The organism is Arthrobacter saudimassiliensis (assembly GCF_059090665.1).
Window position 1 is genome coordinate 82,406 of the sequence record NZ_JBNHFX010000003.1, and the last position, 14,345, is coordinate 96,750.

Genomic DNA, 14,345 nt, shown 5'->3' on the forward strand with positions numbered 1-14,345 from the left:
GTGCGGTTCCCGGCCCGATACCGGCGGGGCCGCCTTGGGGGCGGCCCCTGGGGTTCTGCTAGACCCGGGGCTTCTCGCGCATTTCGAAGGTCTCGATCATGTCGCCCTCGCGGAGGTCGTTGAACGAGCCCAGGCCGATGCCACATTCGAAGTCGGTACGGACCTCGGTGGCGTCGTCCTTGAAGCGGCGCAGGGACTCGACCTGGAGGTTCTCGGCGAGGACCTTCCCGTCGCGGACCACGCGGGCCTTGGCGTTGCGGCGGATGACGCCGCTGCGCACGATCGAGCCGGCGATGTTGCCGAACTTGGAGGACCGGAAGACCTCGCGGATTTCCGCGGTGCCCAGCTGGACCTCTTCGTACTCGGGCTTGAGCATGCCCTTGAGCGCCAGTTCGATGTCCTCGATCGCCGCGTAGATGACCGAGTAGAAGCGCATGTCGACGCCTTCGCGGTCGGCCAGGTCCGCCACACGCTCGGCGGGACGGACGTTGAAGCCGATGATGATGGCGTTGTCGACCGTTGCCAGGTTGACGTCGTTCTGGGTGATCGCACCCACGCCGCGGTGGATGACGCGCAGCTGCACGCCTTCGCCCACGTCGATCTTGAGCAGCGAGTCCTCCAGCGCTTCGACGGCACCGGACACGTCGCCCTTGAGGATGAGGTTGAGGGTGTCAACCTTGCCCTCGGCCACGGCCTGGTCGAAGTCTTCCAGGCTGATGCGCTTGCGGCGCTTGGCCAGTGCGGCGTTGCGGTCGGCGGCTTCACGCTTCTCGGCGATCTGCCGGGCGGTGCGCTCGTCGTCGGTGACGAAGAACGTGTCGCCGGCCCGCGGAACGGTGGACAGGCCGAGGACCTGGACCGGGCGGGACGGCCCGGCTTCGGTCACGTTGTCGCCGTTTTCGTCGAACATGGCACGGACACGGCCGTGGGCGGTGCCCGCCACGATGGTGTCGCCGACCTGCAGGGTGCCGGACTGGACCAGGACGGTCGCGACGGCGCCGCGGCCCTTGTCAAGGTTCGCTTCGATGGCGATGCCGCGTGCGTCCTTGTCCGGGTTGGCACGCATGTCCAGGGCGGCGTCGGCCGTCAGCAGGACAGCTTCGAGCAGGCCGTCGATGTTGATGCCCTGGCGGGCCGAGACCTCGACGAACATCGTGTCGCCGCCGTATTCCTCGGGAACCAGGCCGTACTCGGTGAGCTGGCCGCGGACCTTCTCCGGGTTGGCGCCCTCCTTGTCGATCTTGTTCACCGCGACGACGATCGGCACGTTTGCCGCCTGGGCGTGGTTCAGCGCCTCAACGGTCTGCGGCATGACGCCGTCGTCGGCAGCCACCACCAGGACGGCGATGTCGGTCACCTTCGCACCACGGGCACGCATGGCGGTAAACGCCTCGTGGCCCGGGGTATCGATGAAGGTGATCGCGCGGTCCTGATCCTCGTGCTCCACGTGGATCTGGTAGGCACCGATGTGCTGGGTGATGCCGCCGTGCTCGCCTTCGACCACCTTGGTGTTGCGGATGGCGTCCAGCAGGCGGGTCTTGCCGTGGTCGACGTGGCCCATGACGGTCACTACCGGAGGACGTGCCTCCAGCTGGTCGTCGGACTCGGCTTCCAGCTCGGCCTCGAAGTCGATGTCGAAGCTGCTCAGCAGCTCGCGCTCCTCGTCCTCCGGGGAGACGACCTGGATCTTGTAGCCCAGTTCCTCGCCGAGGACCGAGAAGGTCTCTTCGTCCAGGGACTGGGTGGCGGTCGCCATTTCACCGAGGTGGAACAGCACGGTCACCAGTGCTGCCGGGTTCGCCTCGATCTTGTCGGCGAAGTCGGTGATGGAGGAGCCGCGGCGCAGGCGCACCACGGTGTTGCCGTTGCCGCGGGGGACGCTGACGCCGCCCAGCGACGGAGCCGACATCTGCTCCAGTTCCTGCCGCTTCGCCCGCTTCGACTTGCGCTGCTTGCCGCGGCCTGCGCCGCCCTTGCCGAACGCGCCGGCGGTGCCGCCGCGTCCGCGGCCGCCCTTGCCGAAGCCGCCGCCGACCGGACCGCCGCCGCCTCCGCCGGGACCGCCGCCGGGACCACGGCGTGCACCGCCGGGTCCGCCGCCGGGACGTGCGGCCGGGGCCGGACGCTCAGTGCGGTTGGGCATCATGCCCGGGTTCGGACGTGCGGCGCCGCCGGGACGGGGTGCGCCGCCCGGACGCGGAGCGCCGCCGGGACGCGGGGCACCCGGACGGGGCGCGCCCGGACGGGGACCTGCGGCGCCGGGGGTACCGGGACGCGGAGCCGCAGCGCCGCCGTCTTCACGGCGTCCGCCCGGTCGGGGCATGCCCTGTGACGGGGCAAACGGGTTGTTGCCCGGGCGCGGTGCACCTTCACCGCGGCCACGGGGCCGGGGCATGCCCTGCGACGTGGCGAACGGGTTGTTGCCGGGGCGCGGGGCGCCCTGGCCGGGACGGGGAGCGCCGGGGCGCGGGGCACCCGGACGGGGCCCGGCCTCGCCGGAGCCGGACTCAGGCTTGGGCGCCGCCGGAGCGGACGGGGCGGGGGTTTCGGCTGCGGGAGCGGCCGGAGCCGGAGCCGGAGCAGCAGGGGCTTCAAAGACGGGAGCCGCCGGGGCCGGCGCTGCCGGGGCCGCCGGAGCCGGAGCTTCCGGTGCCTTCGGCGCGGGCTTGGCCTCCGCGGCGGGAGCCGCGGGACCGGGCTTGGCGGCACCGGGCTTGGGAGCGGAGCCGTTGCCTGCCGGGCGCGGGGCGGCGGCCGGCTTGGACGACGCCTTCGACGCTGCGTCGGGGAAGGCCCCGCGAAGCTTCTTGACTACGGGTGCCTCAATCGTTGAAGAGGCGGAACGGACGAATTCGCCCAGTTCCTGCAGTTTGGCTACTGCATCCTTAGAGGTAATGCCGAGCTCTTTGGCGAGCTCGTGTACGCGGACCTTGGCCACATTTCTCCTGTCTCGGTCCGCACCGAGGCAGGTACGAACCGTCTATTTTGCGGGAGCCGCGGCTGCGTATGCAGCACGACCCTTCACAGAGCACATGAAAGTACTCATCGCTGGGTACTCATCGGGTTTCCATCAGATTGCTGACCCGCTTTCAGGTTGGACGGTTTCGGAACCGCTCCCGGTCGGAGCGTTTCCTTGGGCCTGGAACCATTCGGCTACTTCGTGCGTGTCCGCCGGGCCCCGGAAGGCCCGGTTGAACGCACGTCGCTTGGCAGCCGAGGCCAGGCAGGCCGGGTCGGGATGCAGCCATGCTCCCCGCCCGGACATGCGGCGGTGTTCATCAACGCGGACGACGACGCCGTCCGCGGCGGAAATGCCCACCAGCCGCAGCAGTGCGGCCTGGTCATCGACGCTCCGGCACCCCACACAGGTGCGCCGCGGAACATGTCCGGCGGCGCGGGAGGTGCTGAAGCGAAGCGGCGACCCGGCCTCATACAGTCTAACCCTTTTCCGGTGAACTGCATTCCCTGCCATGGGACCGGCCCGCCTAGCCCTGCTTCGCGTCGGAAACGATGTCGATCCGCCAGCCGGTGAGCTTGGCTGCGAGCCGGGCGTTCTGCCCTTCCTTGCCGATCGCCAGCGAGAGCTGGTAGTCGGGGACCACCACGCGGGCGGACCGGGCGTCGGGGTCGGTGATCTGGACCGACACGACCTTGGAGGGCGAGAGGGAGTTCGCGATGAAGGTGGCCGGATCGGAGCTGTAGTCGACGATGTCGATCTTCTCGTCGTGCAGCTCGTTCATGACCGCGCGGACGCGGGCACCCATTTCGCCGATGCAGGCACCCTTGGCGTTGATGCCTGGGACGTTCGCCTGCACGGCGATCTTGGTGCGGTGCCCCGCCTCCCGGGCCAGGGCCACGATCTCGACGCTGCCGTCGGCGATCTCGGGAACCTCCAGCTCAAAGAGCTTGCGGACCAGGCCGGGGTGGGACCGGGACAGGGTGATCGACGGGCCCTTGAAACCGCGGCGGACGTCGACGACGAACGCGCGGAGCCGGGTCCCGTGCGTGTACTTCTCTCCGGGGACCTGCTCGGGCGGCGGCAGCAGCGCTTCGATGGTGCCCAGGTTCACCTGGATCATGTGCGGATTGTTGCCCTGCTGGATCTGCCCGGAGACCAGCTCGCCTTCCTTGCCGCGGAATTCGCCGAGGATATGGTCGTCCTCGACGTCGCGCAGCCGCTGCAGGATGATCTGCCGGGCGGTGCTGGCGGCGATCCTGCCGAACCCGGCGGGGGTGTCGTCGAATTCGCCGACCGGCTCACCGTCGTCGTCGAGCTCGGTGGCCCAGATGGTGACGTGGCCGCTCTTGCGGTCCAGTTCGGCGCGCGCCCGTTCCTGCGCGCCGGCGGTCTTGTGGTAGGCGACCAGCAGCGCCTGCTCAATCGTGGGGATCAGCAGGTCCAGCGGGATTTCCCGCTCGCGTTCCAGCAGCCTCAGCGCGCTCATATCAATATCCATCTAGGCCTCCTCAGCTGTGGTGTCTTTGTCATCGCCGGCGTCTTCGTCCAGCGGCTCGTCGTCCAGGTGGGTGAATTCAACCTCCACCTTGCCCCGGCGGATGTCCCCGAAGGGCAGCCGGGTCGGCTCACCCTGCTTCGGAACCATGCCCTTCTTCGCGGGCAGTTCCGGGACCAGGGTGATCCCGTCCTCCCCTACCTCGGTGAGCCGGCCCGTGAGGTCCTCGCCCTTCAGCAGGTCGACGCGGACCTTCCGGCCCAGGTTCCGCTTCCAGTGCCGCCGCTCCGTGAGGGGACGGGAAAGGCCCGGGGAGGAAACCTCCAGGTTGTAGGGCCGCCCGTCGTCGGCGGGGTCGTTGTCCATCGCGTCCGAGAGCACCTTCGCCGCCTCGGAAACGCGGTCAAGGCTGATGTTGCCCGGTACGTCTTCGGGCAGGTCGATGATCACGTGCACGGTGCGGTGGGCGCCGGCGATGCGGATCTCAACATCCTCCAGGAACAGTCCCTGTTCCTGTGCAACCGGCGCCAGGTAGTCCCTGAGCCGCTGCCGTTCGGCGCTTACCTCCGCATTCACTGCGTTCCTGCGGTAGTTCGACGTCGTGTCTTTCCCGTGGCCGGGCCGAACCGCCATAGCTGCCTCCCACTTGATGATGTTGTACCTCCTAGCCTACCGACTTTCCCGGGCGCTCCGCGCACGCCGCCTGCGTCCGTACCCCCCTGACGTGAGACGATCGACTGTTGTGAACTCCCCTGTGCCCGCTCCCGCTCCGGCCCCGGCCGCCGGGCGCCGTGCTGCCCGCGCCCTGCGCCGCGGCCTGCTGCTGGTGCTGCTGGGCGTTGCCGTGCTGGGCCTGGGGCTCCAGACGCCGGCAGGCGGCGGTGCCATGTCCCGCTCGTTCTCCGAGGACGCCCGGCACTTCGCCCGCGAGGAAGCCCGCAGGCTGGCCGGCCAGGCCGCCGCACTGGGCCACGGGGACCAGGCGGAGGCGCTGAACGCCCAGGCCGCCGCACTGGCTGATCCCGAGCTCCGCCCCCTCCCCCTGCCCTCAGGGCCTGTCGACGGGGCCGCCGCCGATCCCGCAGCCAACGCGGCCGCCGCCCCGGGGGACTACGTCCTGGCCCTTGCCGACGCCGCCCGGACCAACCTCGGCAACGCCGTGCGGGCCGACGGCGGCACGGCGCGGCTGCTGGCCTCGGTGGGAACCGGACAGTGGCTGCTCGCCGCGGAGGCCGCCGACGACGCCGGCCTGACGCGCCCCGCCGCACCGGACTCCTGGGCGCCCGTCGCCGCGGACACGCCGGCCTGCACCGACCCGGCGCAGGGAAACGGTTTCGGCGGAGAAGATGCCGCCGACGCCCTGCAGGCCGCAGTGGATGCGGAATTCGGCGCCGCCTACGCCTATGAGGTGGTCCAGGCGCGCCTGGGTCCGTGGCGGCCCGACGCGGTGCTGGCCGCAGCGTCCCGTGCCCATGCCGGCCACGGCGCCGCCGGGGTGGACCTGCTGCCGCTGGTGTGCCGCCCCGCGCTCGCCCCGGCGCCGGCCTATGCCCTCGACGGGAGCTTCGCCTCCGACCCGGAGGCGGCGCTGGAGGAGCTGGAGCAGTCTCTGCCCGAGGTCTACGCGGAGCTGATCAGCCTCAGTGAAGGCCAGGTGCGCTCCTGGGCGATCGACCGTCTGGTCCAGACTGCGGAGCGCGCTGCAGCTGATCACGGGACGGAGCCCCTGCCCGGGCTGCCGTCCGGAGCCGGGGACCTGCCGTGGACCTGACCTCGGACGTCCCCGACGGCGGCGGAGATCGCGGCGGCGCCTGCCCGGGCAGTGCCGTGACTCCGGCCGTTCCCGAGGAACTGATCCGTCGTTACCGCGGCAGCCGGCAGGGCCGTGACTGGCTGGAGTCCCTGCCCGGCCGCCTGGCGTCCGCCCTCGACGGGCTGGGACTCGAACCGGACCCGGCGGATGCGGGCCGGGCCTGGCACGGCCGGGGCGCCCTGGTCGTTCCGGTCCGCGGCGCCGCCGGCCGGGCCGTGCTGAAGTTCGCCTATCCGCATCCCGAAGCGGCGGCCGAGGCAACCGCCCTCCAGCTGTGGGACGGCGCGGGTGCCGTCCGGCTGCTCAGCCGTGACGCCCCCGGCGGCTGCCTGGTCCTGGAACGCCTGGCGGAGGGAAGAAGCCTGCTCACCGAGGACATGGACACGGCCATCGCCGAGTGGGGGCGGCTGATCCGGGTGCTCTCGCTGCCCGCCGGCGACGGCGCCGCCTGGGCCGAACTGCCGTCGGCGGCAGCCCGGGCCGAGCAGCTCAGCGACGAGATCCCGGCCGACTGGGAGGCGCTCGGCCGCCCGTTCGAGCGCTGGCTCATGGAAGCCGCGCTTGAAACCGCCCAGACGCGGGGCGCCGTCGGCCGGCGCAGCAGCAACGATGTCCTGCTGCACGCGGACCTGCACTACGGCAACATCCTTCTCCGTCCCGAGGGCCGCCCGGATCCGGGCGGTTTCGTGGCGATCGATCCGCAGGCCATGGTCGGAGAGGCGGAGTTCGCCGTCGCCCCGATGCTGTGGAACCGCCTGGATGAGCTGGACGGGGTGCGTCCGGCCGCGGACCTGCGGCGCCGCCTTGCCGCGCTGTGCCGGGCCGGCGGGCTGGATGAGCGGGCGGCCGTGGAGTGGGCCATCCTGCGGGAAGTCCGCAACGCGCTGGACTATTTCCTCGACGGCGTCCCGGCCGAGGCGCAGCGCTCCATCTGGGTGGCCTCGGCGCTGACGGGCCGGCTCCACCCGGGGCTGCCGCCGGTCCGGCTGCTTCCGGCGCCCTGAGGCTCAGGCGCCGCGGATGTTTTCCGCGTAGACGTCCCAGCCCAGCTTCACGATGAGGGCGCCGACCACCACCAGGAACACGATCCGCACGAACCGGCTGCCCTGCTTCACGGCCATCCGGGCGCCGAGATACCCGCCGACCATGTTGGACAGGCCCAGGACGAGGCCGAGCCCCCAGAGCACGGAGCCGTGCGGAAGGAAGAAGGCCAGGGCACCGAGGTTCGTGGCCATGTTCACGATCTTGGCCTTTGCGCTGGCCGCCAGGAAGTTGTAGCCGAGCAGCACCACCATCGCGATCACCAGGAAGGACCCGGTACCGGGGCCGATCAGCCCGTCGTAGAAACCGATCACCGCGCCGATGGCTGCTGCTGTGCCGTAGTGCCGGCGGCCGGTGTGGCGCAGCTGGGTGAGCTCCCCCACCGTGGGCCGCGCGGCCGTGAAGACGGCAACGACAATCAGTGCGACGACGATGATGGGCTTGAACACCGAGGACGGCAGGGACGCCGCCAGCACGGCCCCGCCGAAGCTGCCGGCCAGTGCCACCCCGGCCATCGGCAGGGCGGTGCGGAGGTCCGGATGGGCCCGGCGGTAATAGGTCACCGCACTGGTGGTGGTCCCGAACACCGAGCCCATCTTGTTGGTCGCGAGGGCCTGCACCGGGGTGATGCCGGGCACCAGCAGCAGCGCGGGGAGCTGGATCAGCCCGCCCCCGCCGACCACGGCGTCGACCCAGCCGGCGGCCAGGCCGGCCACCACCACCAGCAGGAGGGTGGCGGCCTGGACGTCCTCGAGACCCGAGACCACCGCCGGCTACTGCCGGGCGGCGCGGAGCACGTAGTCGACGGCTTCGTCCACCGGCACGTTCTCGGCGGCGCCGGTGGCGCGGTCCTTGACCTCCACGACGCCGTCGGCCAGGCCGCGGCCGACCACCAGGATCGTCGGCACGCCGATCAGTTCGGCGTCGCCGAACTTCACGCCGGGAGAGACCTTGGGCCGGTCGTCGTAGATGACTTCGAGGCCGGCGGCCTCCAGATCGGCGCTGAGCTTTTCCGCGGCTTCGAAGACCTCGGCGCCCTTGCCGGTGGCGACCACGTGCACGTCGGCCGGCGCGACGGAGCGGGGCCAGATGATGCCCTTGTCGTCGTGGTTGGACTCGGCCAGGGCCGCCACGGCGCGGGTGACGCCGACGCCGTAGGAGCCCATGGTGACGGTGGCCAGCTTGCCGTTGCGGTCCAGGACCTTCAGGCCCAGCGCTTCGGCGTACTTGCGGCCGAGCTGGAAGATGTGGCCCATCTCGATGCCGCGGGCCGCCTCGAGCGGTCCGGAGCCGTCCGGAGCCGGGTCCCCTTCGCGGACCTCGACGGACTCGATGACGCCGTCCCAGGTGAAGTCGCGGCCGGCGACCAGCCCGATGACGTGCTTGCCGTTGACGTTGGCGCCGGTGATCCACCGGGTGCCTTCCACCACCCGGGGGTCCACCAGGTAGAGCAGGCCGGTGGCGGATTCAGAGCCGAGCACGGCCTCGGAAAGTGACAGGCCCGGGCCGATGTAGCCCTTGACCAGGCCGGGGTGCTTGGCCAGGTCCTCGTCGCCGGCGGCGTCGACCTCCACCTCGCCGCCCATCTCAAGGTGCGCGCCGATGTTCGCTTCGATGCGCTTGAGGTCCACCGTGCGGTCTCCGGGAACGCCGACGACGACAACCTGCCGCTCTCCGGTCGGCAGGGTCACGGCCAGGACCACGTTCTTCAGCGTATCGGCGGCCGTCCACTCCCCTTCCGCACGGGGGAAACGGGCGTTGACGTCGGCGACCAGGGTCTCGATCGTCGGGGTGTCCGGGGTGTCGACGACCTCGGCTGCCGGGGCGTCGGCGTAGTCGACCGGCTCGGGGGCCACCGTGGTGACCGCCTCGACGTTGGCCGCGTAGCCGCCGGCGGAACGGACGTAGGTGTCCTCGCCGACCGGCGTCGGGTGCAGGAACTCCTCGCTCTTCGAGCCGCCCATGGCGCCGGACACCGCGGAAACGACCACGATGTCCAGGCCCAGGCGCTCAAAGATGCGCAGATACGCGCCGCGGTGCGCCTGGTAGCTGGCCTCCAGGCCCTCGTCGTCGATGTCGAAGGAGTAGGAGTCCTTCATGATGAACTCGCGGCCGCGCAGCAGGCCGGCGCGGGGGCGTGCTTCGTCCCGGTACTTGTTCTGGATCTGGAACAGGGACACCGGCAGGTCCTTGTAGGAGCTGTAGAGGTCCTTCACCAGCAAGGTGAACATTTCCTCGTGGGTGGGGGCCAGCAGGTAGTCGGCGCCCTTGCGGTCCTGCAGCCGGAACAGGTTCTCGCCGTACTCGGTCCACCGGTTGCTTGCCTCGTAGGGTTCGCGCGGCAGCAGGGCCGGGAAATGCACCTCCTGGGCACCGATGGCGGCCATCTCTTCACGGATGATGCCTTCCACCTTGCCGAGCACGCGCAGGCCCAGCGGCAGCCACGAGTAGATGCCCGGGGCAGCCCGGCGGATGTATCCGGCGCGGACCAGCAGGCGGTGGCTGGCGACGTCGGCGTCGGCGGGATCCTCGCGGAGCGTGCGGAGGAAAAGGGTGGAAAGTCGAAGGACCACGCTGGGAAATCCATTTCTGCAGCGCACAGGCTGCATCCGAGAGTTGGAACTGAATCTAATCTAGCGCCTCGGCGGCGTGCCGCCGTCCAGCGCCGCACCCGCCCCGGCCGTGAGGCGCGTCAGGGAAGGCGCGCCAGTTCGGCGTGCACGGCCTTGATCAGCTCCGCCGCCTGCCCGACGGCGGCGCCCGGGTCTGCGGGGGACGTCACGGACACCTGCACCCGGTGGTGGCCCTGAACGCTGCTGACGCTCAGGGTCTGGAGCTGCTGCCCGGCGCCCTCGGCGACGGTGCGCACCGCGGTGACGCCGGGCAGGGAGCCCGGCACCTCGACGGCCTCGGCCCTGGTGGTCACGGTGCGGCCTGCGACGGTCATGGTGAATTCGGAGCACCCGGCAAGCAGCCGCCGCGCGGCCTCCTCCCGGCCGGCCAGGGCCAGGGGGTCGGGGGAAGAGACCACCGCGACCGTTTCGCCGGCTGCGGATCCCGTCCCTCCCGTGACCAGCAGGGCGACGCTGTCGCCGGCGGTCATGGCCGAGACTTCATCGGCAGCCAGGGCAGCGCACGCCTCCGGCTGGATTCCGGCCGCCCCGAGGGCCGTGCGGGCGGCCTCGGCCTGCGCCTCCAGCTCGGCGGCGCCGACGAGCCGGGCATCCAATCCCCGGCTGCCGCGGACCGCCAGCAGCACCTGTTCGAGTTCGGCTGAGCTGAGCCAGCGGGTGTCGGCAGGCGGTGCGGATGACGTTCCGGCCGCGCCCGACGTCGCGCCCCGCGTCGGGGCCGGTGTCGGTCCGGCGGCCGGTGACGCCGCAGGGACAGAGGCGGTCGGCCCGACGGGCGGCGACGCCGGGCTGCTGCAGGCCGCCGCCACCATCACCACCGCGGCTGCGCCGAGCGTCCTGATCGTTCTCACTGCTCCCCCTCCGGTGCGGCCCGGGAGCCGCCCCGGTGCCTGCCGCCATTAAACCCCACCCCGCCGGCGAGGGGTCAGGTTCTCCGGGCCGGGGACGGCCAGGCATGCGGCCACGACGGGGGTAGGCGGGCCCCGACGGCGCAGGGGCCGGGCCCCTAAGGCCCGGCCCCTGCCGGTGAACCGCCCGCCGGGACTTCCCGGCCGGGCCTGCGCTACTCCTCGAGCTCGGCGAGGATGGCGTTGATGAGCTCCTCGGCGTCCGCCACCACGGCTTCGGGATCAGCGGGATCGAACTGGGCGACGCTCACATGCAGCGTTCCGGACAGGGCGCTGATCTGGACCGCTTCGGCTGTTCCGCCGTCCCGGGTGATGACTGTCCGGACGCCCTGGGTCGTCGGCGCGTCCGTCGACGCCTCCAGGCTCTCCGCCTCACCGGTGACGACCATGCCTGCGGTCTCCATGGTGAATTCGGCGCAGTCGGTCAGCATCTGCTTGGTGGTATCGGCCTGTTCCTCGGTCTTCGACGAATCCTCGTAGCTGACCACGGTCAGCAGACCGTCCCCGACAGTCATGGCCGCCAGGTTTCCGTCGCCGATGCCCTCGTCGAGGGCGGAGGCAATGAGCGTCTGGCACTGGTCCGGCGTCGTCGTCACGTCGGGCAGCGCCCCGGAGAGCTGCGGACGCAACATGGCGTCGTTCTCGACGTCCCCTGAAAGCCCCTTGTCCGCCTTGACCGCCTCCAGCGCCGCCTCGAGCTCGTCGGGGGTGTACTGCTCAGCCCCTACGGCCAGCGTGGGCGTAGGGGTCGACGACTCCTCGGACGCGGCCTCCGCGCCGCCCCCGGAGCCGCCGGCGCAGCCGGTCAGCGCAAAGACACCGGCAACGAGCAGCGCTCCGGCCTTCATCGTTTTGTTCACTTTGTCCCCCCAGATTCATTGTCCGTTGGCCTGTCCGACGACGGCCGGAGCCGCCGGCGCAGGCGCCGAGACCTTCAAATAGAAAGCGTGCTTGTGATCCTAGCGTTGTGACTGACCCCACGTGAAATCCGCACGGGGCAGCGGCCGCCGAAGGCCGGGGCGCGGCGGACCGGGGCCCCGTCGGCTAGAAGAGGACCGTGGCGAACGTCCCGACCTGCCGGAAGCCGACGGCTGCATAGACGCTGCGGGCGCGCTCGTTGTAGTGGTTGACGTAGAGGCTGACCTGCGGAGCGACCTCCAGGGCGGCGGCGACGACGGCGGACATATACCCAGCACTGCGCCCCTGCCCGCGGTAGCGGGGGTTCATCCACACGCCCTGGATCTGCACGGCGTCGCGGGACACGGTTCCCAGCTCGGCCTTGAACACCACTTCCCCGTCATCGGTGATGTGGGCAAGCGAATGCCCGCGCTGGATGAGCCCGCGGACCCGGTTGCGGTAATGCCGGTCCCCGCCCGCGACGGGAGAGTAGCCGACCTCCTCTTCGAACATCGCCGTGCAGGCCGGCAGCAGCACGTCCAGCTCGGCCGGCCTGGTGTGGCGCAGGCCGGCGGCGGGCGGCACCGGGGAAGGCGCGTCGATCTGAAGCAGCGGCTGGCTTTCGCGGATCGCGAAGGGCCGGGGCGAGGCATGCTGCAGCTCCGTCCAGATACTCAGGACACCTTCGGCCGGGCCGAAAACGGAGGAGAAGCGGCGTCCGCTGCGCGCCAGCCACGCTCCCAGCTCCGGTCCGGTGTCTGCGGTGACGCCGACGGGGACGAGGTTCACTCCGGCCCAGCAGGCGCTGAGCAGCTGCCCGCCGTCGAATGCCCCCACCACCTGTCCGCCTGCGGCCGTGGGCGCGGCGGATCCGGCAGCCTCCAGGTGCGATGCAATGAAGATGTTCGCTACCGGATCCTCAGCGGCCAGCGCACGCAGCGCGGCCGTGTCGTCGCGCGCAAGGATGCGCAGCGAGCCGGTGTGCTGTCCGCTGCGGATCCTGCTGCCGTTCCTAGCCGACGGTAACCATGGGGCCACCCGTGCCAGCACCTTCGCCATCGGCCTCCCCCATATCCTCGGCGATCCTCATCGCTTCCTCGATCAGCGTTTCCACGATCTGGTCTTCGGGGACGGTCTTGATGACCTCGCCCTTGACGAAGATCTGTCCCTTGCCGTTGCCCGATGCTACGCCAAGATCGGCCTCGCGCGCCTCCCCCGGACCGTTCACCACGCAGCCCATGACGGCCACGCGGAGCGGGACGGTGAGGCCTTCGAGCCCTGCGGTGACCTCGTCGGCCAGCGTGTAGACGTCCACCTGGGCGCGGCCGCAGGAGGGGCAGGAGACGATCTCGAGCTTGCGGGGGCGCAGGTTCAGCGACTGCAGGATCTGGTTGCCCACCTTGACCTCCTCCACCGGCGGGGCGGAGAGGGAGACGCGGATGGTGTCGCCGATGCCCTTGGACAGCAGCGCCCCGAAGGCGGTGGCGGACTTGATGGTGCCCTGGAAGGCCGGGCCCGCCTCGGTCACCCCAAGGTGGAGGGGCCAGTCGCCGCGCTCGGCGAGCAGCTCGTAGGCGCGGACCATGACCACCGGGTCGTTGTGCTTGACGGAGATCTTGAAGTCGTGGAAGTCGTGCTCCTCGAACAGCGAGGCCTCCCACACCGCTGACTCGACGAGCGCCTCCGGCGTGGCCTTGCCGTACTTGGCGAGCAGGCGCGGGTCCAGCGAACCGGCGTTGACGCCGATGCGGATCGACACTCCGGCGTCCTTCGCCGCCTGCGAGATCTGCTTGACCTGGTCGTCGAACTTGCGGATGTTGCCCGGGTTCACGCGGACCGCGGCGCAGCCGGCGTCAATCGCGGCGTACACGTACTTCGGCTGGAAGTGGATGTCGGCGATGACCGGGATCTGCGACTTCTTCGCGATGATCGGCAGGGCCGCGGCGTCGTCGGCGCTGGGGCAGGCCACCCGGACAATGTCACACCCGGAGGCCGTCAGTTCGGCGATCTGCTGCAGGGTGGCGTTGATGTCGGTGGTCGGCGTCGTTGTCATGGACTGGACGCTGACCGGGAAATCGGAGCCCACACCCACGGAGCCCACTTTGATCTGGCGGGTCTTGCGGCGCGGCGCCAGAACGGGCGGCGGGGCGGCTGGCATTCCAAGGTTGACCGAGGTCAAAACGTCCTCCAAGTGCCCCGGGGGGCAAGTTATCCGTGTCGGTGTGCGCCTGTGGGCGCCTAACCATTATCCACCCGGGCGGGCCCTGCCGCGGCGGAGCCCGCCCGACTTCACTGCGGGCTTAGAGCAGGTGGGCGAAGGCGCCCAGCACAGGCTGCCATTCGGTGGTCTTCAGGCCGGACACCAGGCCGTGGACCGCGAACGGGTCCTGGCGGAGCAGCTCGTTGAGCTCCGCCTCGCTGTCGGCCCGGAAGATCAGCAGGGCACCGGCGCCGTCGGCGAACGGACCGGTGGCCAGCACCGTCCCCGCCTCGACGAGCTCCGCGAGCCACTGCCGGTGGGCGGGCCGGTACTCGTCCCTGACGTGGGCGGATTCTGCGTCGTATACGTATTCAACAGCGAAGATCAACATACTCACCA

The 14,345-nt window shown here is 70.8% G+C and carries 13 protein-coding genes; 2 read left to right on the forward strand and 11 right to left on the reverse strand.

The window, feature by feature from the left end; genetic code table 11:
* Positions 1–58: 58 nt before the first annotated feature.
* The 4 genes from infB to rimP form a co-directional block, all read right to left on the reverse strand.
* Positions 59–2,938, reverse strand: a complete 2,880-nt coding sequence (infB, locus tag AC5RV6_RS11640; protein WP_494007490.1) for a translation initiation factor IF-2 — start codon at positions 2,936–2,938, stop codon at positions 59–61.
* A gap of 132 nt (positions 2,939–3,070) precedes the next feature.
* Positions 3,071–3,472: a YlxR family protein gene (locus AC5RV6_RS11645; RefSeq protein WP_494007491.1), complete on the reverse strand. Its 402-nt coding sequence runs from the start codon at positions 3,470–3,472 to the stop codon at positions 3,071–3,073.
* A gap of 13 nt (positions 3,473–3,485) precedes the next feature.
* Positions 3,486–4,457, reverse strand: coding sequence for a transcription termination factor NusA (gene nusA / locus AC5RV6_RS11650; RefSeq protein WP_494007492.1), 972 nt, complete (start codon positions 4,455–4,457; stop codon positions 3,486–3,488).
* Positions 4,458–5,087: a ribosome maturation factor RimP gene (gene rimP, locus AC5RV6_RS11655; protein WP_494007493.1), complete on the reverse strand. Its 630-nt coding sequence runs from the start codon at positions 5,085–5,087 to the stop codon at positions 4,458–4,460.
* Between the two features lie 109 nt (positions 5,088–5,196).
* Here rimP and AC5RV6_RS11660 point away from each other — a divergent pair, with 109 nt between their 5' ends.
* Together AC5RV6_RS11660 and AC5RV6_RS11665 are read left to right on the forward strand one after the other, a co-directional pair.
* The gene (locus tag AC5RV6_RS11660) at positions 5,197–6,225 is read left to right on the forward strand and encodes a DUF4439 domain-containing protein (protein WP_494007494.1); all 1,029 of its coding nucleotides are present in this window, start codon (positions 5,197–5,199) and stop codon (positions 6,223–6,225) included.
* Entirely contained in the window at positions 6,216–7,271 is a 1,056-nt protein-coding gene (locus tag AC5RV6_RS11665; RefSeq protein ID WP_494007495.1) for an aminoglycoside phosphotransferase family protein, read from the forward strand. The genes AC5RV6_RS11660 and AC5RV6_RS11665 overlap by 10 nt, the downstream gene beginning before the upstream one ends.
* A 3-nt stretch (positions 7,272–7,274) precedes the next feature.
* Here the strand turns inward: AC5RV6_RS11665 and AC5RV6_RS11670 are convergent, their stop codons facing one another.
* The 7 genes from AC5RV6_RS11670 to AC5RV6_RS11700 form a co-directional block, all read right to left on the reverse strand.
* On the reverse strand, positions 7,275–8,075 hold the full coding sequence (locus AC5RV6_RS11670) for a sulfite exporter TauE/SafE family protein (RefSeq protein ID WP_494007496.1): 801 nt from the start codon (positions 8,073–8,075) through the stop codon (positions 7,275–7,277).
* Between the two features lie 6 nt (positions 8,076–8,081).
* Positions 8,082–9,881, reverse strand: coding sequence for a proline--tRNA ligase (locus AC5RV6_RS11675; protein ID WP_494007497.1), 1,800 nt, complete (start codon positions 9,879–9,881; stop codon positions 8,082–8,084).
* A gap of 119 nt (positions 9,882–10,000) precedes the next feature.
* Positions 10,001–10,792 carry a hypothetical protein gene (locus AC5RV6_RS11680; RefSeq protein WP_494007498.1) on the reverse strand — a complete coding sequence of 264 codons (792 nt, stop codon included), beginning with the start codon at positions 10,790–10,792 and terminating at the stop codon, positions 10,001–10,003.
* Between the two features lie 212 nt (positions 10,793–11,004).
* Positions 11,005–11,709: a hypothetical protein gene (locus AC5RV6_RS11685; RefSeq protein WP_494007499.1), complete on the reverse strand. Its 705-nt coding sequence runs from the start codon at positions 11,707–11,709 to the stop codon at positions 11,005–11,007.
* Between the two features lie 184 nt (positions 11,710–11,893).
* Positions 11,894–12,784: a GNAT family N-acetyltransferase gene (locus tag AC5RV6_RS11690; RefSeq protein ID WP_494007500.1), complete on the reverse strand. Its 891-nt coding sequence runs from the start codon at positions 12,782–12,784 to the stop codon at positions 11,894–11,896.
* Entirely contained in the window at positions 12,759–13,925 is a 1,167-nt protein-coding gene (gene ispG / locus AC5RV6_RS11695) for a flavodoxin-dependent (E)-4-hydroxy-3-methylbut-2-enyl-diphosphate synthase (protein ID WP_494007501.1), read from the reverse strand. Before ispG ends, AC5RV6_RS11690 begins: the two co-directional genes overlap by 26 nt.
* 121 nt (positions 13,926–14,046) lie before the next feature.
* Positions 14,047–14,337 carry a YciI family protein gene (locus AC5RV6_RS11700; protein ID WP_494007502.1) on the reverse strand — a complete coding sequence of 97 codons (291 nt, stop codon included), beginning with the start codon at positions 14,335–14,337 and terminating at the stop codon, positions 14,047–14,049.
* Positions 14,338–14,345 lie beyond the last annotated feature (8 nt).

Excerpts from the sequence above, each read along its gene's own strand:
- AC5RV6_RS11645 (WP_494007491.1), bottom strand. The coding sequence starts at position 3,472 with ATGGCAGGGAATGCAGTTCACCGGAAAAGGGTTAGACTGTATGAGGCC.
- nusA (WP_494007492.1), bottom strand. The coding sequence starts at position 4,457 with ATGGATATTGATATGAGCGCGCTGAGGCTGCTGGAACGCGAGCGGGAA.
- rimP (WP_494007493.1), bottom strand. The coding sequence starts at position 5,087 with ATGGCGGTTCGGCCCGGCCACGGGAAAGACACGACGTCGAACTACCGC.
- AC5RV6_RS11700 (WP_494007502.1), bottom strand. The coding sequence starts at position 14,337 with ATGTTGATCTTCGCTGTTGAATACGTATACGACGCAGAATCCGCCCAC.